The 20,657-nt window shown below is 67.4% G+C and carries 16 protein-coding genes; 6 read left to right on the forward strand and 10 right to left on the reverse strand.

What is annotated here, in order from left to right:
• Positions 1–177 precede the first annotated feature (177 nt).
• Positions 178–1,026: a TauD/TfdA dioxygenase family protein gene (locus tag LJ725_RS07280; protein ID WP_230549968.1), complete on the forward strand. Its 849-nt coding sequence runs from the start codon at positions 178–180 to the stop codon at positions 1,024–1,026.
• 24 nt (positions 1,027–1,050) lie between these two features.
• Here LJ725_RS07280 and LJ725_RS07285 read toward each other — a convergent pair whose 3' ends face one another.
• Together LJ725_RS07285 and LJ725_RS07290 are read right to left on the reverse strand one after the other, a co-directional pair.
• A complete protein-coding gene (locus LJ725_RS07285; protein WP_230549969.1) occupies positions 1,051–2,619 on the reverse strand; it encodes an ABC transporter substrate-binding protein in 1,569 nt (522 codons plus the stop codon).
• A 10-nt stretch (positions 2,620–2,629) separates the two neighbouring features.
• Positions 2,630–4,261, reverse strand: a complete 1,632-nt coding sequence (locus LJ725_RS07290; protein WP_230549970.1) for a GMC family oxidoreductase — start codon at positions 4,259–4,261, stop codon at positions 2,630–2,632.
• 105 nt (positions 4,262–4,366) lie between these two features.
• On the opposite strand from LJ725_RS07290, the gene LJ725_RS07295 reads away from it, so the two are divergent.
• Positions 4,367–5,509, forward strand: a complete 1,143-nt coding sequence (locus LJ725_RS07295; protein WP_230549971.1) for an amidohydrolase family protein — start codon at positions 4,367–4,369, stop codon at positions 5,507–5,509.
• Here the strand turns inward: LJ725_RS07295 and LJ725_RS07300 are convergent, their stop codons facing one another.
• The 6 genes from LJ725_RS07300 to LJ725_RS07325 form a co-directional block, all read right to left on the reverse strand.
• Positions 5,510–6,124 carry a hypothetical protein gene (locus LJ725_RS07300; RefSeq protein WP_230549972.1) on the reverse strand — a complete coding sequence of 205 codons (615 nt, stop codon included), beginning with the start codon at positions 6,122–6,124 and terminating at the stop codon, positions 5,510–5,512.
• Positions 6,121–6,648, reverse strand: coding sequence for a TIGR00645 family protein (locus LJ725_RS07305; RefSeq protein WP_230549973.1), 528 nt, complete (start codon positions 6,646–6,648; stop codon positions 6,121–6,123). Before LJ725_RS07305 ends, LJ725_RS07300 begins: the two co-directional genes overlap by 4 nt.
• A gap of 8 nt (positions 6,649–6,656) precedes the next feature.
• On the reverse strand, positions 6,657–7,697 hold the full coding sequence (locus LJ725_RS07310; RefSeq protein WP_230549974.1) for a serine hydrolase domain-containing protein: 1,041 nt from the start codon (positions 7,695–7,697) through the stop codon (positions 6,657–6,659).
• Between the two features lie 110 nt (positions 7,698–7,807).
• Entirely contained in the window at positions 7,808–8,047 is a 240-nt protein-coding gene (locus LJ725_RS07315) for an Lrp/AsnC ligand binding domain-containing protein (RefSeq protein ID WP_230549975.1), read from the reverse strand.
• A 27-nt stretch (positions 8,048–8,074) separates the two neighbouring features.
• Complete coding sequence (locus LJ725_RS07320) at positions 8,075–9,646, reverse strand: DEAD/DEAH box helicase (RefSeq protein WP_230549976.1); 1,572 nt, start codon at positions 9,644–9,646, stop codon at positions 8,075–8,077.
• 151 nt (positions 9,647–9,797) lie between these two features.
• The gene (locus LJ725_RS07325) at positions 9,798–10,094 is read right to left on the reverse strand and encodes a cupin domain-containing protein (RefSeq protein WP_230549977.1); all 297 of its coding nucleotides are present in this window, start codon (positions 10,092–10,094) and stop codon (positions 9,798–9,800) included.
• An 89-nt stretch (positions 10,095–10,183) separates the two neighbouring features.
• Between LJ725_RS07325 and LJ725_RS07330 the strand changes: the two genes are divergently transcribed.
• Both LJ725_RS07330 and LJ725_RS07335 read left to right on the forward strand, forming a co-directional pair.
• Complete coding sequence (locus LJ725_RS07330) at positions 10,184–11,524, forward strand: MATE family efflux transporter (RefSeq protein ID WP_230549978.1); 1,341 nt, start codon at positions 10,184–10,186, stop codon at positions 11,522–11,524.
• Between the two features lie 74 nt (positions 11,525–11,598).
• Positions 11,599–12,012, forward strand: coding sequence for an MAPEG family protein (locus LJ725_RS07335; protein ID WP_230549979.1), 414 nt, complete (start codon positions 11,599–11,601; stop codon positions 12,010–12,012).
• On the opposite strand, the gene LJ725_RS07340 is transcribed toward LJ725_RS07335, so the two are convergent.
• Complete coding sequence (locus LJ725_RS07340) at positions 12,009–15,512, reverse strand: FAD-dependent oxidoreductase (protein ID WP_230549980.1); 3,504 nt, start codon at positions 15,510–15,512, stop codon at positions 12,009–12,011. The genes LJ725_RS07335 and LJ725_RS07340 overlap by 4 nt on opposite strands.
• 152 nt (positions 15,513–15,664) lie before the next feature.
• Here LJ725_RS07340 and LJ725_RS07345 point away from each other — a divergent pair, with 152 nt between their 5' ends.
• Positions 15,665–16,687 carry a COX15/CtaA family protein gene (locus LJ725_RS07345; RefSeq protein ID WP_230549981.1) on the forward strand — a complete coding sequence of 341 codons (1,023 nt, stop codon included), beginning with the start codon at positions 15,665–15,667 and terminating at the stop codon, positions 16,685–16,687.
• A 62-nt stretch (positions 16,688–16,749) separates the two neighbouring features.
• Positions 16,750–19,821 (forward strand): peptidoglycan-binding protein, encoded by a 3,072-nt coding sequence (locus LJ725_RS07350; RefSeq protein WP_230549982.1) that lies wholly within the window; start codon positions 16,750–16,752, stop codon positions 19,819–19,821.
• Here the strand turns inward: LJ725_RS07350 and LJ725_RS07355 are convergent.
• Positions 19,813–20,655: a 4-(cytidine 5'-diphospho)-2-C-methyl-D-erythritol kinase gene (locus LJ725_RS07355; protein WP_230549983.1), complete on the reverse strand. Its 843-nt coding sequence runs from the start codon at positions 20,653–20,655 to the stop codon at positions 19,813–19,815. The two genes, LJ725_RS07350 and LJ725_RS07355, sit on opposite strands and share 9 nt — an antisense overlap.
• Between the last annotated feature and the right edge of the window lie 2 nt (positions 20,656–20,657).

Genomic DNA, 20,657 nt, shown 5'->3' on the forward strand with positions numbered 1-20,657 from the left:
CCCACTTCGCCGCGGGCGGCGGGTTGCTCGATACCAAACGTGGGGCTTTCGTTTGGAGGCTCGGGCCGCCCGGCCTCAACAAGCGCCGCTCGGCGAAAGTGCAGCGCTCATGGCCTTGCAGGCGCCGCTCGCCCAGCCGCATCATCGCGACCAGCCCCGTACGAGGACGATCGAACGATGCCTGCCTATCAGCGAATCACCGTCTCCCGGATAGCCGGCGCCCTCGGTGCGGAAATCGGCGGCGTCGACATCTCCACGCCCCTCGACGACGAGACGATCGCCGAGATCCGGTGTGCCCTGCTCGAGCATCTCGTCATCTTCTTTCGCCACCAGTCGCTCGACGATGCCCGTCACAAGGCGTTTACACGCCGCTTCGGCGATATCTTCGTCCATCCCAATTTCAACACCGGTGTGGGCGACCCCGAGATCGTGCGCGTCGTTCGGGCGCCCGGCGACGAGAGGATCGTCGGCGAGGAATGGCATTCCGATACGACGATGATGCCCGAGCCCCCGATGGGCGCCATCCTCTACGCGCTGGAGGTGCCGCCCTATGGCGGCGACACGCTGTTCGCCAACCAGTACCTCGCCTACGAGAGCCTTTCCGACGGCATGAAGGCGATGCTCGCGGGGCTACGTGTCGTGCACAGCGACATCCGTGTCGCCGGTCCGCGTGCGGGGCTGAATGCCCGCCGCTCGATCAAGGTGCGCGAGGATTCCAACTGGCAGCCGACCGAGAGCCTGCATCCGGTGGTGCGCACGCATCCCGAGACCGGCCGCAAGTGCCTGTTCGTGAACCATTCCTATTCGTGCCGGTTCGAGAACATGACCGAGCGCGAGAGCAGGCCCCTGCTCGACTTCCTGATGGAGCACGGTCACCGCCCGGAATTCACCTGTCGCTTCCGCTGGGAAGCCGGCTCCGTCGCCTTCTGGGACAATCGCTGCACCAAGCATCTGGCAATCCACGATGCCGGTCCGTTCCATCGCCGCATGCAGCGCACACAGATTGCGGGCGACGCCGTCGTCTGAACGACGACGGCGTCGGGATGGCCGCTATTTCTTCTCGATGTTCCAGAAGACCGGGACGGGCGACACGACGCTGCCGCTGACGTTCTTCCGGATCGCCATCGCATTGTTGTACTGGCCGAGGAACGCATGCGTGGGAACCTCGGCAGCGCGCAGCTGGAGCTTCTCGACGATCTGTTTGCGCTTGGCCTCGTCTGTCTCGTCGGCGAAGGCGTCACGCAGGCGCGTGATCTCCGCGTCGCAGGGCCAGCCGAACCAGGCCTTGTCGCAGGAGGCGCTGATGAAGCTGTAGGTCAGCGGATCGAGCGAATCGGCGCCCGACGTCGAGGTGATGAGCACGTTCCAGCCGCCCTTGTCCGGCGGGTCCTTCTTGGCGCGACGCGCGACCAGCGTCTGCCAGTCCATCGACTGCATGTCGACCTTCATACCCGCCTTCTCCATCAGCGACTTGGCGATCGGCGCCATGTTGGTGAGGACGTAGAGATCGGTGGAATGCAGCAGCACGACCGGGGTGTTGTCGTAACCGCCCTCTGCGAGCAGTTGTTTCGCCTTCGCGAAGTCGCTCTCGTACTTGTCGGCGAAGCCCGCAGTGGTCTCGTAGGGACCGCCACACATGAACATCGCCTTGCAGACCGTGTAGAACTCCGGATCGCCGATGACGCCGTTAAGGAAGTCCTTCTGGTTCAGCGCATAGAGCATCGCCTGCCGGTTCTTGGCATTGTCGAACGGCTTGTGCAGCTGATTGAAGCGATAGATGTACTGGTTGCCCCATTTGTTGGTGGTCACCAGCGAGACGTTGCGATCCTTCTTGATCAGCGGATAGAGGTCGTGCTGCGGCGCCTCGATGATGTCGATCTCGCCGGCCTGCAATGCGTTAACCGCGGTCTGCTGGTCGGGAATGGCGACCCACTCGACCCGGTCGACCTTGGGAATCTTGCCGCCGGCAAGACCCGAAGCGGGCTCGGGCCGCGGCTTGTACTTCGGATTCTTCACATAGACGGTCCTGTCGCCGGGCTTCCACTCGTCGGCCTTGAAAATGAAGGGGCCGGAACCGACGAACTCCTTGATCTGGTCGGTGGCCGGCGTCTCCGCGACCCGCTTCGGCATGATGAAGGGGTTGCCCGACGGCTTGCCCAGTGCCTGCAGCACGATGCCGGTCGGCGCTTTCAGCACGATCTGGAAGGTCTTCGCGTCCACGGCCTTGATGTCGGCCATCTTGCTCCACAGGATCTGCCCCAGCGAATCGCGCACCGCCCAGCGCTTCAGCGAGGCGATGACGTCCTCGGTGGTAACGGGCTGGCCGTCGTGGAACTCGAGCCCGTCGCGCAGGGTGAAGGTCCAGGTGAGCTGGTCGTCGCTCGTCTTCCAGGTATCGACCATCTGCGGCTTTATCTTCAGTTCGCCGTCGAGCGCGAACAGCGTGTCGTAGATCATGTAGCCGTGGTTGCGGACGATGAATGCCGTCGTCCAGATCGGATCGAGGATCTTCAGGTCCGAATGCGCGACGACCTTCAACGTCTTCGGTTGCTGCGCCACGGCGACGGCCGGCACGGAAAGGCCGAGCGCCGCGACTACTCCAATCAGTCCCTTGTACACGAATGCCTCCTTACCTGTTGTCCGCGAGGACCATCGTTGCCGCCTTGTCGGCGATCATGATTGTCGGTGTGTTGGTGTTTCCCGAGGTGATCGTCGGCATGACCGACGCGTCGACGACACGCAGTCCCCCGAGGCCGATGACACGCAGGCGCTCGTCGACCACCGCATGCGGGTCGGACGGCAGGCCCATCTTCGCCGTGCCGACGGGATGGAAAATCGTGGTGCCGATGTCGCCGGCCGCCTTGGCCAGCGAGGCGTCGTCGTCGCCGACGGTTGGGCCCGGCAGATACTCCTCCGGATGATAGGGCTGCATTGCGGGCTGCCGCATCAGGCGTCGCGTCACGCGGATCGCGTCGGCCGCCACCGTACGGTCCTCGTAGGTCGCCAGATAGTTGGGCGCGATCACGGGCTTGGCCGCCGGATCGGCCGACCGCAGCCTGACCGTGCCGCGCGAGGTCGGGCGCAGGTTGCAGGCACTCACCGTGATCGCCGGGAAGCGATGCAAGGGTTCACCGAACTTGTCGAGCGACAGAGGCTGCACATGGAACTCGATATTTGACCGTTCCTGATCCGGCGAGGAGCGCGTGAAGATGCCGAGCTGGGAGGGCGACATGGTGAGTGGCCCCTTCTGCAGCAATGCATATTGCATGCCCATCGCCGCCCGGCCGATCAGCGAATGGTAGGCCGTGTTCAGCGTCTTCACGCCCTCGACTTTGAAAATGGCCCGCTGCTGCAGATGGTCCTGCAGGTTGCGCCCGACTCCCTCGAGCCCATGCAGAACCGGCACACCGACCTCGCCCAGCCAGTCGGGCGCGCCGACGCCGGAGAGTTGCAGGATCTGCGGCGAGCCGATCGCGCCGGCCGCCAGGATTACTTCGCCCCTCGCCCTCGCCTCGACGAGGCGTCCGCCCTGCCGGAACACCACACCCGCGGCCCGCCGGCCGTCGAACGACAGCTTCTCGACCAGCACGCCCGTTTCCAGTCTGAGATTCGGCCGCTTCAGGACCGGCTTCAGGAACGCGCGCGCCGCCGACATGCGGATGCCGCGCTTCTGGTTCACGTGGAAGTAACCGACGCCCGTATTGTCGCCGGTATTGAAGTCCGGCGTCGTCGGGATACCCATTTCGTTGGCGGCCCTGATCACCGCGTCGAGCACCTCCCAGCGTACCCGCGATTCCTCCACCCGCCATTCGCCGCCCGCGCCGTGAAACTCGGTGTCGCCGAGGAAATGATTGTCGAGCTTGCGGAACACAGGCGCGACGTCGTCCCAGCCCCAGCCGGTTAGGCCGAGCTGGCGCCAGTGATCGTAATCCTGCGACTGGCCGCGCATCGAGATCATGCCGTTGATCGCCGAGCAGCCGCCCACGACCTTGCCACGCGGGTAGTTAAGCGCGCGTCCGTTGAGACCGGGCTCCTTCTCGGTCTGGAACATCCAGTCGGCGCGCGGATTGCCGATCGCAAACAGGTAGCCCGCCGGGATGTGAAACCAGATCCAGTTGTCGCGCCCGCCCGCCTCGAGCACCAACACGCGGTTCTTCGGATCCGCCGAGAGCCGGTTGGCGAGCACGCATCCGGCCGAGCCGGCGCCCACGATGATGTAGTCGAAGTCCCCGTCGAGACGGGACACAGCGGTATCAGTCATGATGCGAGCCGTAGCACACAAGCCGACCCGCGAAACAGTAGGGGCATTGCCCCGCGTGTCGGACGGCGCATAATTCCCCCAGAAGATCAAAGGGAGCGAGACGCCATGCAGTACAAGCGGATTTCGGCCGACAGCCATCTCGACCTTCCGTGGATGCCGCCCGATCTATTCACCTCCATGGCGCCGCGCGATCTGAAGGACCGGATGCCCTACGTCACCGAGACCGACGACGGTCCGAAGTGGGTGGCGAAGAACGGCGCCTCGTTCGGCTACAAGAACGGCGTCGGTCCCTCCGGCTCCAAGTTCGTTCCCGGCAAGCATCACCGCGTCGACATCATGGCCGAGACCGGCCTCTATGCCGACGGCGCCAAGGACATCCGTCGCATCTCCGATCCGCACCTGCGCATCAAGGACCTAGACCGCGACGGCGTCGACGCCGAGGTGATCTACGGCATCCTGGGCGCCGCCAGCCGCCTCAACGATCGCGAGGCCGGCAACGAGATGCTGCGCATCTACAACGACTGGCTGAAGGACTTCTGCAGCCACTATCCGGACCGACACATCGGCCTCGCCTGCCTGCCCTACGGCGACATCGACGCCGCCGTCAAGGAGACCTACCGGGTCGCCAAGATGGGCATTAAGGGCCTCGAGCTCTCCTGCTCCTGGGACATGGAGCCGATGTGGCACCCGATGTGGGATCCGCTGTGGAAGGCGGTGAACGACGTGCAGTTGCCGCTGCACTTCCACACCTTCCCCAACGTCCCGCCCGGCACCATCGAGAAGCATCCCGGCCGGGTCGGCCGCTCGGTGTTCTTCACCGTTGTCTCGGGCTTCCAGATGAACCTGGTGAACATCCTGGCCGCCATCATGGGCGCCAACGTGCTGGAGCGCTTCCCCAACATCCGCATCGCCTTCGGCGAATCGGGTTGCGGCTGGATCCCCTACGCACTCGACCGCATGGACTTCGAGTGGGAGGACCGCTTCACCGATCTCGGCATGAAGATGAAGCCGTCGGACTACTGGCGCCGCCAGTGCAAGGCCACCTTCCAGTTCGACCGCATCGGCGCCAAGCTGATCGACGAGATGGGCGCGGAAAGCCTGATGTGGGGCTCCGACTATCCCCACGGCGACGGCGTCTGGCCGCACTCCGACAAGTACATCAAGGAGCAGTTCGCCGAGGTCCCGGCCGAACAGGTGAAGATGATCACCTGCACAAACGCCGGGAAGTTCTACGGGCTGATCAACTAGCTAAACGAGGTCGCCCTTCGACACGGTGTGGCGGAGGGCGAAGACCTCGCCTTCGGGGGCGTGACGCTCCCGCGCGGCCTGGGCCGCTTCGACCGACCAGAAGAAGGCGACCAACGCTCGCTCGATCTGCTGATCCGGCGTGCCGCGCAGGTCCTTCTCAGCCGTTTGCGCCTGCCCGACAGTGGCGCGGCCGGACAGCAGGTCGACGCGCGCCGTTTCCGGGGAGGCGAGCCTGTCGAAGGGCGCGACGTTGTCGGCCTTCATGCGGAGCGTGAGAACGGCGGCGCCGATCCCCTCACCCCAGCGCTGCTCGACAGCGCAGACGGTCCGCGAGGTATTGCGGAACTTCGGAAAGATCGCACGGCTCATCTCGCTCGGCGCGCGCAGGCGGGCGTAATAGGTCTCGCTCTCGAAGGCCGCCGGAGTCTCGGCGTCGTAGAACAGCAGGTAGCGGTCGGGCCGCGTCACCCCCTGGAAGCGGCTGCCCCGCAGCCAGCCGGGGCAGGAGACGCGCTCCTCGAGATGCTCGCGGCTGTGCCAGTGCTCGAAGAAGGCGGCATCGGCCGGATCGATGTCGACCCAGATGGCGAGGACTGACCGGCCGCCGCGGCTCAATGCCCGCTGGCCTTCTTGTCGGAAGCGATCTTGTCGATGTAGGTCAGCAGCAGGGCCGACACGACGAAGGCCATGTGCATCACGACGAGGGCGTAGAGCTTGCCGTTGTCGTAGTCGCCGGCCTCCAGGAAACGCTGGAGGAGGTGGATCGAGGAGATCGCCACGATCGAGCTGGCAAGCTTGATCTTGAGCGAGCCGGCATCGAGCTTGCCGAACCAGGCGAGCCTGTCGCGCGAGTTGTCGACGTCGATATGGCTCACGAAATTCTCGTAGCCCGAGATGATCACCATGACGACCAGGTTGGCGACCATGATCAGGTCGACCAGCGACAGGATCGCCAGCACGAGGTCGGCCTCCTCGGCGGCGAGCGCCTTGCGCATCAGCTCCCAGATCTTGAAGGGGAACTTCACCACCACGACGCCGAGCACGAAGACCAGGCCGATGTAGAGCGGCGCCTGCAGCCAGCGGCTGCCCATGACGATGCGCTCGACGAGAAGTTCGAGTTTCCGGGAGGGCGTCGACATGCGTGGGTTCACTCGTTGGAGGTCGAGCAGGCCGTCCTCACGGCCTGCGTGAAGGTGACGATTTCGGCGCGGCGATCATGGTCCGTCGCCGGCACATACGGCGGCTGCGGCAGGGCCGCCAGAGTGACCACGGACAGGTCTTCGCCGCGGTAGACATCGATGCGCTGACCGGCATGGCCGATCGCCGCCATCACGCCTTCCCCGAGCCACCAGCTGTAGCCGTAGTGGGTGATGTCCGGCACGACCGGCGCAGGCACCTTGAATGCTGGCGTCGCCGCCGCCTCGACCCAACCTGCCGGCAGGACACGCCTGCCATCGATCACGCCGTCGTTGCGCACGAACTCGGCGAAGCGGCCGAAGTCGCGCAGGACCATGCCGGCGCGGCTGCCGCCGATCTCCTGTCCGCCGTCGCTCTCCAGCGTATAGAAGGCGTCGCATTCCATGCCGGCGGGCTGCCAGACCTTCTCAGACATGTAGTCGGCGAGCGGCTTGCCGACGGCGCGGGTGAGCGCGGCGCCCAGCAGGAACGTGTCGCCGGAATTGTAGAGGAAGGTGCTGCCGGGCGGATGGGCACGCGGCAGGGACGCCATCAGCTTCAGCACGCCGTCGGGCACCTTGTCGGCCAGCGACTTCGAGTAGCGGTTCACGTCGGAGTTCCGGTCGGGATAAACCTCGGTCCAGCGGACGCCCGACGACATCGTCATCACATGCCGCAACGTCACGCCCTCATAAGCCGATGCCCGAAGCGCCGGCAGGTAGTCCGTCAGCGGATCGTCGATCGACTTGATGACGCCGTCATGAACCGCCGCCCCAACCAGCATCGCGGTCATCGACTTCACGGTCGACATGGTCGACCAGCGATCGTGCTCCTGCAGGCCGAGACCGTAGCGTTCGAGCACGATCCGGCCGCGATGGATCACCAGGAGGCCCACGATCACGTTGCGGTCCATGAACGAGGCGACGTCGTGCTCGCGTCCGCCCGCGGCATAGACCGGTTCGATCTCGCGGCCGCGCGGCAGCTCGCGCAGGTCCGCGCCGCAGCGGATCACGCGATGGGCGAACAGGCTGTCGACGTTGCGATAGGCGTAGGGCTGAATGGAAGGCGGGAGGAGGAGGAAATCCTCACCCCTCGGGAGATGCCGGCGCGGAAGGGCCGTGCTCAGGAAAACGCCTTGAAGGTGATCAGGGTGAAGGTGTCCTTCACGCCCGGAAGCGTCTGGATCTGGCTCGTCACGAAATGACCGATGTCGGTCTTCTCGTCGAGGTAGCACTTCATCAGGAGATCGTACTGCCCGGAGGTCGAATAGACCTCCGAGACCTGCTCGACGGCCACGGCGTTGTCAGCGACGTCGTAGGCCCTGCCGAGTTCGCACTTCACCATGACGAAAATGGTCTGCATGAACGCCCTCCGCCGCGATGCGCGAGTCTAGCGCGTCGGACGGGCGAGGAAAGCCGGCACGTGATCGCCCAGCCCCATCGGCGCGGGCGTGTCGTCACGGTCGCGACGGTCGTGGCGCGGACGATCGGACCGCTCCGGACGGCGGTCGGACCGGGGCTCGCGCGGCGGCCGGGCCTCACGCTCGGGACGCGACTCGCGCTCCGGACGGGTCTCGCGGGACGGATGGTCGGCCCGCGGCTCACGCGGCGGCCGGGCCTCGCGCTGGGGACGCGGCGGGCGAGCCTCGCGTTCGGGGCGGGCTTCGACATCGGGACGGACGGCTTCGGCTTCCGGGCGCGGCTCGCGCTCGGGACGGGCCTCGCGCGGCGAACGGCCGCCGCCGGCGCTGCGGCCACGGCTGCTGCTGCCGCTGCTGGAACCGCCGCGTCCGCGGCCACGGCCGCGACGGCGTCCGTCGGACGGCTCGAAGGCGAGTTCGGCCATGCCCGGCACTTCAACGCGCGGGATGGTGGTGCCGATCAGCTTCTCGATCGCCTCGACCAGCCCGCCCTCGTCGGGCGAGGCCAGTGTGAAGGAGTGACCGGTATTGCCGGCACGGCCGGTGCGGCCGATGCGATGGACGTAGTCCTCGGGCGAAAACGGCACGTCGAAGTTGAACACATGGCTCATCGCCACGATGTCGAGGCCGCGCGCGGCGACGTCGGACGCGACGAGGATCTGGATCTCGCCCTGTTTGAACTTCTCCAGCGTCTCCATGCGCGCGGGCTGGCTCATGTCGCCATGCAGCGCGCCGGCATTGAAGCCGTGCTTCTTCAGCGAGCCCTGCAGGATCGCCACGTCCTTCTTGCGATTGCAGAAGACGATGGCGTTCTTGATGTCCTGTTCCTTGATCAGGGCCCGCAGCGCCTCGCGCTTGTCTTCTTCCTGCACGACCACGAGGCCTTGCACGATGTTCTTGGAGGCGGACGCCGGCGGGGCGACCGTGACTTCCTTGGGGTTGCTCAGGAAGCGGTCGGCCAGGCGCTTGATCTCGGGCGGCATGGTGGCCGAAAAGAACAGGGTCTGACGCAGCGGCGGCAGGGTGGCGACGATGCGCTCGACGTCGGGGATGAAGCCCATGTCGAGCATGCGATCGGCTTCGTCGATCACCAGGATCTTGACGTCGTTCAGCAGGATGCCGCCGCGCTCGAAATGGTCGAGCAAGCGGCCCGGCGTGGCGATCAGGACGTCGGCGCCGCGCTCAAGGGCGCGTTCCTGGTCGGGGAAGCTCACGCCGCCGATCAGCAGCGCCATGTTGAGCTTGTGGTACTTGCCGTAGATTTCGAAGTTCTCGGCCACCTGGGCGGCCAGTTCGCGCGTCGGCTCCAGAATGAGCGAGCGCGGCATCCGCGCCTTGGCGCGGCCCTCCGAGAGAATGTCGATCATCGGGAGGACGAAGGAGGCGGTCTTTCCGGTGCCCGTCTGGGCGCATCCGAGGACATCTCGACCCATCAGGCAGATGGGAATGGCCTTTTCCTGGATGAGGGTCGGCGTCGTGTAGCCCTTCTCGGCCACCGCCTGCAGTACCGGGGCGCTCAGCCCCAAACTCTCAAAACTCATTTAATTTCCGTAGTTTAGTCCATTCTTTCCGCTGGACTTGGAGCGGTCACATAAGGCTCGTGGATCGGGCCGGACCGCTGGGCGGACCCCATATGACCCCTGCAGGGTGTCAAGTCAATGCGGCCGGGCGCGGGGCAGCCCGGCGGCAGGGTCAGGCCTTGACCTCGATTTCGACGAATACGAACTCGAAATCGTTCGGATTGATCACGTCATGCTCGACCCCGGTCTGGCGGGAGTAGGACACGCCGGCCCGGAGCGGCGCCGGTACCGTGGCCTTGCCGTCGAATATGTGCAGCTCGCCCGTGGTGATGGGGACCACGACATAGTCGTGATTGTGGCGGTGCCAGCCGGTGTGGCTGCCCGGCGGGAAGCGCCATTCGGTGACGATCACGCGATCGTTGTCGATCTGGACCGAGGGCTTGGCGAGCGGGCGTTCCTTGTCTGTCATGGGCAAAACCTAATGGCTCCCGGCAGGCTTTGTCAGGTGACACGAGGGCGCGGCCTGATAATGTGCATATGCACGCAATCGGAGTCGCCTTGTCTCACCCTCTTCTCACCGCGCCCATCGGACGGAGCCTGTGGAAACTGTCCGCGCCCACCACCGCCGTGATGATCGTGCAGACCTTCGTGGCCATTGCCGAGACCTTCATCTTCGGACGGCTGGGCACAGACGCGCTGGCAGGTTTCGCCCTCGTCTTCCCGCTCATGATGATGATGACCATGATGGCCGCGGGCGGCATGGGCGGCGGCGTGGCGGCCGCGATGGCCCGCACCCTGGGCGCCGGCCGGACTGACGATGCCCGCAAGCTGGTGCTGCACGCGCTGGTCCTCGGTGCGGCGCTGGCACTGCTCTTCACTCTGCTCGCCTGGACGGTCGCGCCCTCGCTCTACCGTCTGCTGGGCGGCGAGGGCCGCTCCCTCGCCAAAGCCCTCACCTACTCGCACGTGCTGTTCAGCGGCTCGATCTTCATCTGGGCCAACTTCTTCCTGTCGGCCCTGCTGCGCGGCGGCGGCGATGCGGCCACGCCCGGCCGCTACATGCTGGTGTCCTCGATTGCCCAGGTGCCGCTGTCCTACGTGCTGGCGCTTGGCATCGGCGGCTGGCCCGGCATGGGCATGGCCGGGCCCGCGATCTCCTCGCTGCTCACTTCGGCGGTGTCGGCGCTCCTGCAGGCGCGGGCGCTGTGGAGCGGCAAGCTGGGCTTCGTGCCGACGGTCTCCGGCGTGACCCTGCAGATCAGGCTGTTCTGGGAAATCCTGCGGGTCGGCCTGATCGCCTCCTTCTCAGCCTTCACGGCCAACCTCACCGCAATGCTCGTCACGGGACTGGTCGGCCGCTTCGGCGTGGCCGCCCTCGCGGGCTACGGCATCGGCGTGCGGCTCGAATTCATGCTGGTGCCGCTGGCCTTCGGCATCGGCTCGGGCCTGACCACCATCGTCGGTGTCGCCGCCGGCGCCGGCGACTGGCGCCGGGCCGTGCGGGCCGCCTGGATCGGCAGCCTCGTCGCGGGCCTCGGGATCGGCGCCTTCGGCTGGATCGTGGCGCTTTTTCCCGAAGGCTGGGCGCGGCTTTTCACCGACGATCCGGACGTGATCGCCGCGACCGTCGCCTATGTCACGCGGGTGGCGCCGTTCTACTTCCTGTTCGGGATCGGCATGACGCTCTCCTTTGCCAGCCAGGGCGCGGGTCGCATGAAGGCGCCGTTCGCCGCCGGCGTGACGCGCCTGTTCGTGGCCTCGCTCGGCGGCTGGTTCGCGATCGAGCATCTGGGCTGGGGCCTGCCGGGCGTGTTCGTTGCCATTGCCGTCGGCATCGTCACCTTCGGCAGCCTGATCGCGGGACCGCTGCTCGTGCATCCCTGGCGCGGACGGGCGTAGCCGGGAACAGATTTTCCCAAACCGGTCTTCCGAATGGGCTATGACGACGCGACAGCCCATCGGGAGACCTCGCCATGGCCATGCCAGCCCTGCCCTTCGTCACCGCCTTCTATGCCGCGCTCACCGGCTTCCTCTGCGTGATCCTCGCGGTCCTGGTGATTCGCCAGCGCATGCGGCGGCGGATCAGCGTCGGCGACGGCGGCGATGCCGAGATGAGCCGCCTAACCCGCGTGTTCGGCAACTTCGCCGAATATGCCCCGCTGGTGCTGATCCTGCTGGCCCTGCTCGAGATCTGCCACGGCCCGCGCTGGCTGGTACACGCGCTGGGCGCCAGCTTCATCTTCGGCCGCGTGGCCCACGCCTACGGGCTGGCCGGCGGGGCGGGCATCAATCCCGGCCGCTCGGCCGGCATCGTGCTGACGCTCCTCGTGATCCTCGTCGCATCCGTCGCCCTGCTGGCGATCGTCGCGCGGAAGATCTTCGTCTAGCCGCGCGCGCCGAGCTTGCGCAGAGACCGGTCGATCCAGAGGGCCGCGATCTTCTCCTGCACCGAGTTCTGGCGCAGGCGCTGCCGCAGGTTGGCGAAGTCGACGAGGTCGAGGCGCTGGTCCTGGTTGAAGCAGGAGAAGACCACCGTCTCCTTGCCCGTCTCAGGATCCTTGTGGAGCTGCAGGCACTGGGCACAGATCTCCTTCATCATGCATTGCATGGGGGAGTTGATCGAGCCGAAGGCCACGTGTTCGGGCTTGAGGTACGACTTGAGCGCGGCATGCCGCGCCATACGAACGGCGTTCATCATGCCATCCGAGCCGATGGCCACGATACGGTCGGCGGCACTGTAAGGGATCGGCTGGTCTCCCAGCTCGCCCGACGCATACTGGCGCATCGCCTCGACGATGTTGGTGACGACCGACTTGTCCTGCGGCCGGCCCGGCGTGAAGCCCGGCGCCTCGTCGCAGCACCAGACGACGACATCGGCCGCGGCCTCGATTTCCTCGACCTTGTAGCGGTCGATCATCTTCTTGTAGCCGGCGAAGTAGAGCACCTTGCTGCCGGCCTTGCGAAAAGCCTGCCCGATCGAGAACAGCACGGCGTTGCCGAGGCCGCCGCCCACCAGAACGACCGTCTCGCCGGGCTCGATTTCTGTCGGCGCGCCGGTCGGTCCCATGACGATTACCGGTTCGCCCGGCTTCAGCAGCGCGCAGAGGTCGGACGAGCCGCCCATCTCGAGCGTGATCAGCGACAGCAGGCCCTTTTCCTTGTCGACCCAGGCGCCGGTCAGCGCGAGGCCCTCCATGGTGAGCAGAGTGCCCTCGGTGCGCGGTGAGCGCGCCTCGTAGTTCTGCAGGCGATAGAACTGACCGGGCTCGAAGTTGCGCGCGGCTGCCGGCGCCTCGACGATCACTTCGATGATGGTCGGCGTCAGCCGGTCAACTCGGACCACGCGGGCGCGCCACGAACGATTGGCCTCGTCAAGGATCTCCGCCGGCGTGCGCTTGGGTGGCGGCAGCGCCGTCATCGAGCGCGTCAGCACCGGGTAGCCCTGCTTCGCCCCGCCCATCGCCTTCACGACGTTGCCCGCGAACGACGGATGCAGGTCGCCGAAGAACGACATGAAGCGGTTGTCGGCGTGGCGATACATGAGCACGCGCACGTCGGCGGGCTTGCAGACGCGCTCGGGTGTCGCGGGATTGCCTTCCTCGTCGAGGGCGCGGAAATACTTGCCGTCGATGAAGGCGTGCGTGGCATCCTCGCGCGCCAGCACCGTGTTGGGCTGCGTGCCCGCGGCCACGAGGATCGTGCGCGCCGGCAGCGTCGCCTCGACCTTCGCGCCGTTCTGCTCGCCCGCGACCTTCAAGGCCTTCGCCTGCCCGGCCTCGTCGATCTCGACGGCGACGGGCGACAGGCCTTCGACGAAGCGGATGTCTTCCTCGAGCGCCTTGAGCACTTCCTCGTGGTTCAGGGTGTAGGATGGCGAATCGATCAGGCGACGGCGATAGACCAGCGAGACGCCGCCCCAGCCGTTCACAAGTTTCGTGATCGCGGGATCGCGGCCCTCGCGCGCCGCCGCCTCGCGCTCGGCGCGGATGGCCCGGGCATGGGCGATGAACTCCGCGGCGATCTCGCGTTCCTCGGGCGACCAGTTGATGCCCACCGCGGCTTCGCCGCGCTCGGCGATCAGCATCTCGTGGCGGGCGAGGAACTTCTCGACCTGCAGCGGATAATAGGCCAGCGATTCGGTCGCCGTATCGATCGCGGTCAGGCCGCCGCCGATCACCACGACCGGCAGGCGGATCTGCAGGTTGGCGATCGAATCCTTCTTGGCCGCGCCGGTGAGCTGCAGCGCCATCAGGAAATCCGATGCTGCACGCACGCCGCGCGCCAGACCGTTCGGCAGGTCCAGAACAGTGGGCTTGCCGGCACCGGCGCAGAGCGCGATGTGGTCGAAGCCCATGGCGAAGGCGCTCTCGACCGTCACCGTGCCGCCGAAGCGCACGCCGCCGAACATCGAGAACTGCGCGCGCCGTTCCAGCAGCAGGCGCACCATCTTCAGGTAGTTCTTGTCCCAGCGCACGGTGATGCCGTACTCGGCGACTCCGCCGAAGCCCGCCATCGCGCGCTCGCCGAGATTCTCGCGCAAGCTCGAGACGTCCTTGACCGCGGCGAACGGCACGCGCGTGCCATCCATCTTCACGCCCGACTGAGCCTCGGGCAGCGGCTCGATCTTGAGACCGTCGATGCCGACCACCGTATGCCCATCGTTCATCAGATGATGCGCGAGGTTGAAGCCGGCGGGACCGAGGCCCACCACCAGCACGGTGCGTCCCGTCGAGGGGCGCGGGATCGGGCGGCGCAGGTTGAGCGGATTCCAGCGCGTCAGCAGCGAGTAGATCTCGAAGCCCCACGGGAGAGCCAGCACGTCCTTCAACGTGCGGGTCTCGATCTGCGGGATGTCGACCGGTTCCTGCTTCTGGTAGATGCAGGCCTTCATGCAGTCGTTGCAGATGCGATGCCCGGTCGCCGCCAGCAGCGGATTGTCGATCGCGGCCATCGCCAGCGCGCCGATGGAGAAGCCCTCGCTCTTCAGCAGGTTCATCTCCGAGATTTTCTCTTCGAGCGGACAGCCCGCCAGCGTCACGCCGAACGGCGACTTCTGGAAGGCCCCGGTCTTGCGATCCTTGAGCCCGCGAGAGCAGCTGTCCTTGCCCTGGTTGTGGCACCAGATGCAGTAGTTCGCATGATCGAGCGCGCGCACCAGGTCGAAGCCCTGATCGGTGAGCGCGAAGCCCTCGCGATGGCGCAGCATCGGCCGAGGCAGCTTCATGCGGGTCACGCCATCGACGATCTCGGTCTCGATCGGCACCAGATGCTCGAAGTCGAGCTTGTGCGGCACCTTGAAGAGCGGACCGTCGAGATGCCGCTTCTTCCCTTCCGGATTGTGCAGCGCCCAGGCGGCGTACTCGGCGAAGGCGGTGACCTGCGGGGTCGGCGCCTCGACCTTGAACTCTGCCCCGATCAGGTTGCGGACGGCCAGCGCGAAGGCCAGTTCCCAGGCTTCCAGACCGTCGGCGAGCTTTACCGGCAGCGAAAGAGCCGCCGTGACGGCCGCGCCGTCGAGCGCGGCGGCGACGTCCGGCTTGAGGGCGCGCGTGACGTAGCGCTGCACGAAGAGCCGCTTGCAGTCGTAGAGCGGCGCCAGGCGACGATGACGTTCCCGCAGAGAGGCTGCTTCGGCGCTGACGCCGAACAGGGAGCCGATGAAGTCCTCCAGCGGCCGCGCCACTTCGATCAGGAGATTGGACTCGTCCTTTGCGGCAAGACCGTCGGGGGCGGCGCGCGCGGCCATCAGGCGGGCATGAGCGTCGACGTTGGCGTCCCTCAGCCAGGCCACGAAGGCGGCATCAAGACGGGCGATCCCTTCACGGTCGTGAAGATCGTCGAAGCTGAGCCCGTGCGAGAGCGGAGGGGCCAGCTGGAAATCAGACATAAACGAGGATCCGGGGCGAGAGGGCAGGCCGTTCGTATACGAACCGATTAAATCGCCCGGCCCGGACGAGTGCAAGCCTCACTGGCGGGACGGGATTAGCGACATTTATGCCTGATGACGCCGCCGCTTCCATACCCCATGTTCCGCCCGTCATGAGTCAAGTCCCCGCTTCCGTGCGCCAGTGGCTGATCGTCGTCGCCGGCATGATCTTCTTCATGATCGTGATCGGCGCCCTGACACGGCTCACCGAGTCGGGCCTGTCGATGGTGGAGTGGCGGCCGGTGACCGGCTGGCTGCCGCCGTTGTCGGATGCGGCATGGCAGGCCGAGCTGAAAAAATACCTGGCGTCGCCGCAGGGGCGCATCGTCAACCGCGACTTTACCGTCCTGGAGTTCCAGGAAATCTTCTGGCTAGAGTATATCCACCGTGTGTGGGGCCGGCTGATCGGGCTGGCCTTCGCCCTGCCACTCGCCTGGTTCTGGTGGCGCGGCGCCCTCAATGCGTATCTCAAGCCGCGCCTGCTCGCCCTCCTCGTCCTGGGCGGACTGCAGGGCGCGATGGGCTGGGCGATGGTGGCGTCGGGTCTCGTCGACCGACCGTCCGTCAGCCACTACCGGCTCGCCGCGCACCTGTTCCTCGCGATCGTCATCTATGCCTACACGGTCTGGCTGATCCTTGAGCTTACGCCGCGGGCCATCCATCGCGACGATCCCAAGGTCGCCCGCAAGGCCACGGCACTGATCGGCTTCCTGCTGGTGGTGCTGGTTTGGGGCGCCTTCATGGCCGGTCTGCGCGCCGGCACCGCGCACAGCACCTTCCCCACCATGTCGGGATACTGGATACCGCCCGGCCTGTTCGACCTCTCGCCTGCCTGGATCAACCTCTTCGAGAACGGCACGACCATCCAGTTCGTGCATCGCTGGCTGGCGAAGCTCCTGGTGCTGGGGGTGCTGATCATGGCCTGGCGGGCGCCGCGCTCGGAGACCTTGGCTGCCGCGGCGATGGCTCTCTTCCAGCTGGGTCTCGGGATCGCCACCATCCTGAGCGGTGTCAGCATCCCGATCGCGACCCTGCACCAGGCCGGCGCCGTGCTGCTGCTGACGACCCTGCTGGTCGTGCGCCATCGGGCGATGCCTTCTCCGCAGAGGCCTGTCTCGGCTATTCTGCGGGGATGACCGGCAAGCCGGCGACCGCTCCTGCCTCCCCGAAAAGGCCCCTTCTGAAGCGACCCGTCGTGATGACGTCGTTCGCCATCATGTTGGCGGCTGCCGCGGGGGCCGGAACCTGGATCATGCGCCCGCCGGAAGAAGCCCCGCAGCGCCCCTCGCAAGCCCTGGCGCCACCGGCCGTGCCCGCGCTGCCGCCAAACCCGCAGCCCGTCGCGCAGCCCCGGCCTCCCGCAACGGAGGCGAGTCCACCCAATCCACCCTCACCCGCCGCGGCCCAGTCGTCTCCCGCCACGCCGGAGGTCGCGACCGCACCTGCCGCGCCTCCCTCGCCCGATCCGCCACCGCCTCCGACCGAAGCCGCTCGGCCGCCGGTGCCGGACGCCACGAACGACCGGTCCGTCGATTGGGCTTCGCTGCCAATCGCCGAACTGCGCACCCAGGCGGAAGGCAACAGCATTCCCGCCATGGAGGAGATCGCCCGGCGTCTGGTTCAGGGCATCGGCGTCGCCAAGGACCAGCAGGCCGGTGCCGGCTGGCTGATGCGCGCGGCCGAAGCCGGCTCGGCCCAGTCGGCGTTCAACGTCGCGGTGATGTTCGAACGCGGCTTCGTCATGGAGCGGGACTCGGCCAAGGCCGTCGAGTGGTATCGCAAGGCCGCCGCAGCAAACCTCGCAATCGCAAAGCACAACCTCGCGCTGATGCTGCGGGACGGCAAGGGCGCGGCACGCGACGGCAAGGCGGCGCTCGACCTCCTCCACGCCGCGGCACGCCAGGGCATGGCCGCGTCGATGTTCACGCTGGGCGACATCTACGAACGCGGCGATGCGGCCGAAAAGGACGCGGCAATGGCAATGGCCTGGTTCGCGATCGCCGCCGAATTCGAGCGGCAGACCAACAAGGGAACCGAGACCGCGCTCGGCAAGACGTCGGCGACGCGGGCGCAGGCGCTGCAGCGCGGATTGACGCCCGAGGATCTGCAGAAGGCGGAACTGGTGGGCCAGACCGAGTTCAGGCGGATCGTCGAAACGATGAAGCAGGAGCGTCCACCCGCCCGGCCGGCGCCGACGCAAACCGCCGCAGCGACACCTCTGCGAACGGCTCCGGCTCCCGCACCGGTGCCGAGACCCTCCGCCCGTCCGGAGCCGCCGGCGCCGCGTGTTGCCGCCCCTCCCCCACAGCCGCCGATCGACCTCGTTCCGGCCGACTGGCCGAAGGCACCGAAGGATCAGGTTCGCGTCATCCAGCAGGCGCTGTTCGACCTGAAGCTGCTCCGTGACAAACCCGATGGTGCGATCGGTCCGATGACGCGCGCCGCGATCCGGACCTTCCAGCGCATTTCAGCCCGCAGCGAAACCGGCGAGCCGACACCCGAACTCTACGGCGCGCTGAAAGAGGCCTTGGCACGGCGCGAGGTGCCGCCCCCCTCCAGGCCGGAGGCCGCACCCGAAGTGGCCGTCGCAGCCGCAAGCCCGCCGCAGGCCCCCTCGCCGAAGAGCGAACTCACGAAACCGGTCGAGGTTGCGCTGGCTGACCCGCCGCCTGCGCTCAGTACGGCAGACATCGCGAGACTGAAGCCGGCTCCGGCCGCACTGCCCAAGCCGATCGCCATCGCAGCGGCAGACTTGCCGCCGCCCCTGACGACGAGCGACATCGCGGCACTGACGCCCACGCCACCGAGGGCGATCGAACTGGCTGCCGCCGAAGCGCCACCGCCGCCCAATTCGGCAGACTTCGCTGCGCTCGCGCTCGAGCCGCCGAAGCCCATCGAACTGGCCGCCACCGAACCACCGCCGCCGCCACCCAGTTCGGACGACATCGCGGCGCTCATGCCCCTGCCGCCCAAGCCCATCGAACTGGCCGCCACCGAGCCACCGCCGCCGCCACCCAGCTCGCACGAGATCGCGGCGCTCATTCCCGAGCCGCCGAAGCCCATCGAACTGGCCGCCACCGAACCGCCGCCGCCGCCACCCAGCTCGGACGACATCGCGGCGCTCATGCCCCTGCCGCCGAAGCCCATCGAACTGGCCGCCACCGAACCGCCGCCGCCGCCACCCAGCTCGGACGACATCGCGGCGCTCATGCCCGAGCCGCCGAAGCCCATCAAGCTGGTAGCCACCGAGCCACCGCCGCCGCTCACTTCGGCAGACATCGCGGCGCTCATGCCAAAGCCGATCGAACTGGCCGCCGCCGAACCGCCACCATCGCCGCCGACATCGGCCGACATCGCCAAGGCCGCGCCGGCGGCACCGCCGCCGCCGAAACCGATCCAGCTCGCGGCAACACCCGCGCCCCCGCCGCCACCCACCTCCGCCGACATCGCCAAAGCCGCGCCCGCGGCACCGCCGCCGCCGAAGCCGATCCAGCTCGCAGCGACGCCCGCGCCCCCGCCGCCTCCGACTTCGGCCGACATCGCCAAGGCCGCGCCTGCGGCACCGCCGCCGCCGAAACCGATCCAGCTCGCGGCAACGCCCGCGCCCCCGCCGCCTCCGACTTCGGCCGATATTGCCAAGGCCACGCCGGCGGCACCGCCACCGCCCAAGCCGATCCAGCTCGCGGCAACGCCCGCGCCTCCGCCGCCTCCGACTTCGGCCGATATCGCCAAGGCCATGCCCGCGGCACCGCCGCCGCCGAAGCCGATCCAGCTCGCGGCAACGCCCGCTCCCCCGCCGCCTCCGACTTCGGCCGACATCGCCAAGGCCACGCCCGCGGCACTGCCGCCGCCGAAGCCGATCCAGCTCGCGGCAACGCCCGCTCCCCCGCCGCCTCCGACTTCGGCCGACATCGCCAAGGCCACGCCCGCGGCACTGCCGCCGCCGAAGCCGATCCAGCTCGCGGCCGCGCCACCGCCGCCGTCCCCACCGACGTCAGCCGACATCATCAAGTCGATGCCCAAAGATCCTGACGCGTGGCCGGCGACAGCGGTCGAGCAAACAAGAAGCGTGCAGGCGCTCCTGCGCGAGTTCCGCTTCTACAAGGACCCGCCGGACGGACGCCTGGGCCAGGCAACGCGCGCGGCCATTCGCGAGTATCAGGGCATCGCGGGCCTGCCGGTCACGGGTCAGCCGGACAAGGCGCTGTTCGACTCGCTGAAGGAGATGCAGGAACTGACCAGGCCGAAGTCCAAGGCCGGCTCAAACTAGCCGCCCCGCGTGTCGCCACCATGCCGTAGGGAGATGCGACGCGGCACGCTGCGCGGCCTCGATCGACGCATAGAGGCCAAAGCAGGTCGCACCGCTGCCGCTCATCGCGACGTGGGCTATTCCGTCGCTGCTTCGTAGACGATCGAGCACGTCGGCCACGACCGGCTGGAGCGAGATTGCCGCCGCCGTCAGGTCGTTACCGCGACGCGCCAGGTCGGCTGCAAGGGCGGCGAGGTCGGACCAGCCCGGTCCAATCGGCAGGCCCGCGGATAAATCGCCGGAGCGCGCGCGGAAGACGGCGGGCGTCGGCAACGCAACGCCGGGATTGACCAGCAGGATCGCGCAGTCCGGCAGGCGGGGAGCCGGTGCGAGACGCTCGCCGATCCCCGTCGCCACCGCCGGCTGGCCGGCAAGACACATCGGCACGTCGGCGCCGAGCGATGCCGCCAGATCGAACAACTCCTCCTCGGGCATGGCGATGCGCCACAGGTCCACCAGCGCCCGCAACGTCGCGGCGGCATCGGCCGAGCCGCCGCCGAGGCCCGCCGCCACGGGAATGCGCTTGGTCAGGCGAAGCGCCGCGCGCGGAGCCACACCGGCACGACCGGCCAGCAGCCGGGCGGCCTTCAGAACGAGATTGTCGGCGGCATCGTCGCCGTCGAGCGCAGCCGCTCCCGGGCCGACGATTTCGAGCGACAGATCCCCGGCCGGCGCGACCTCGATCTCGTCGGCGAGATCCGTGAAGGCTATCAGCGAATCGAGCAGGTGGTAGCCGTCGGCGCGGCGGCCGACAACGTTCAACCAGAGGTTGACCTTGGCGCGAGCAGGCCGCACGC

The organism is Reyranella aquatilis, from assembly GCF_020880995.1.
Lineage (GTDB): Bacteria > Pseudomonadota > Alphaproteobacteria > Reyranellales > Reyranellaceae > Reyranella > Reyranella aquatilis.